The sequence below is a fragment of the Geminicoccus flavidas genome, assembly GCF_009806515.1.
Lineage (GTDB): Bacteria > Pseudomonadota > Alphaproteobacteria > Geminicoccales > Geminicoccaceae > Geminicoccus > Geminicoccus flavidus.
This window is the reverse complement of sequence record NZ_WUJP01000806.1, coordinates 1-1,386: the sequence shown is the minus strand read 5'-3', so window position 1 is coordinate 1,386 and position 1,386 is coordinate 1. Positions and strand designations below refer to the sequence as shown.

The 1,386-nt window shown below is 68.5% G+C and carries 1 protein-coding gene and 1 pseudogene; both read left to right on the top strand.

Annotation, left to right across the window (positions count from 1 at the left end):
- Positions 1 to 172 precede the first annotated feature (172 nt).
- Positions 173 to 1,060 carry a DMT family transporter gene (locus EQG76_RS23135; protein ID WP_159716693.1) on the top strand — a complete coding sequence of 296 codons (888 nt, stop codon included), beginning with the start codon at positions 173 to 175 and terminating at the stop codon, positions 1,058 to 1,060.
- Positions 1,057 to 1,386 (top strand): annotated as a pseudogene (locus EQG76_RS23130) (hypothetical protein); the annotation flags it as partial. The gene EQG76_RS23135 and the pseudogene EQG76_RS23130, both read left to right, overlap by 4 nt.

Here is a 1,386-nt window from a genome sequence, read left to right as displayed (position 1 = left end):
CACCGGCGTCCACTGATCACGACCTGCCGGTGCGGGTAGCGGTGCCGGGCTGGCCCTGCGGCAGGCGCGCATCGGTGCGGCGGTGCCTGCACGCGGCACTTGTTCTTTCGTTGAACTGACACCGGCCGATCCGCTACCGGGGCGCGAGCTTCATCCCTGGAAACGGCGGAACATGGACGGGCACGCGGCGGGCATTCCGACTCGCCGGCAAGGCATCATGCTGGCGCTGGCGAGCTTTGCCATGTTCACCGCGATGGACACGGTGGTGAAGCTGCTCAGCGGCCGCTTCCACGTCCTGGAGGTGATGCTGTTCACTTCCGGCGGCGCGCTGGTCGTCACCCTCCTGGTCGCCCAGGCGCGCGGCGGCCTCCATCGGCTGAAGACCCGGATGCTGCGGCGCCACCTGGCCCGCTGGGCGCTGTCCTTCACCTCCACCGTCCTGATCTTCTCCAGCTACGTCGAGCTCTCGCTGGCCGACGTCTACGCGATCCTGTTCACCTCGCCCCTGATCGCGACCGCCCTGTCCTTGCCGCTGCTCAAGGAGCAGGTCGGCTGGCGGCGCTGGAGCGCGGTGGGCGTGGGCTTTGCCGGCGTCCTGCTGATGCTGGGCCCGTCGGCCGGTACCGAGCCCGTCCGCCTGCTCGCCTTATGCGGCGCCTTCCTCCATGCCTGCGCCACCATCTTCCTCCGCTGGATGCGCTCTGGCGAGCCGGTCGAAACCTTCGCCCTGTACGGCAACGTGATGACGGTGGTCCTGGCCCTTAGCGCCATGCCGTTCGTGGGCGTGCTGCCCACGCCGCTGGAAGCGGCCATCGGACTCACGGCCGGGGTGATCGCCGGCTGCGCCTTCATGCTGCTGGTCCAGGCCTACCATCTGGCCGAGGCCGGGCTGATCGCCCCCTTCCAGTACAGCCAGATGTTGTACGGGCTCCTGGTGGGCTTTTTCCTGTTCGGTGATATCCCGGAAGTCACCACCGTCCTGGGCGCCGCGGTGGTGGCTGCCTCGGGCGTCTACGTCTTCCACCGCGAAGCCATCCGCAGCAGGACCAGCCCGGCATGAGCGCGCCCTCGACCTTGTCCGCGATCCTGATCGCGCTCTCCTCCTTCTTCGTCTTCACTCTCCAGGACACTGCAGTGAAGCTCCTGGGCGGAGAGTGGCACGTCGTGCAGGTGGCGGCCTTCAACGCCGTTGGCTGCCTGATCGTCCCGGTGGCCTGGGCGGCATGGTCGCGCGGGCTGCGCCTCCTGCGTCCGGCCAACCCGCGCCTGCACCTGGTCCGCGCGGTCCTGGCACCGCTCGCCTGCGTGCTGGTGTTCTACGCCTATGCGGTCATGCCGCTGACCGACGCCTATGCCATCGCCTTCAGCCAGCCCCTAATCATCACC

Excerpts from the sequence above, each read along its gene's own strand:
- EQG76_RS23135 (WP_159716693.1), top strand. The coding sequence starts at position 173 with ATGGACGGGCACGCGGCGGGCATTCCGACTCGCCGGCAAGGCATCATG.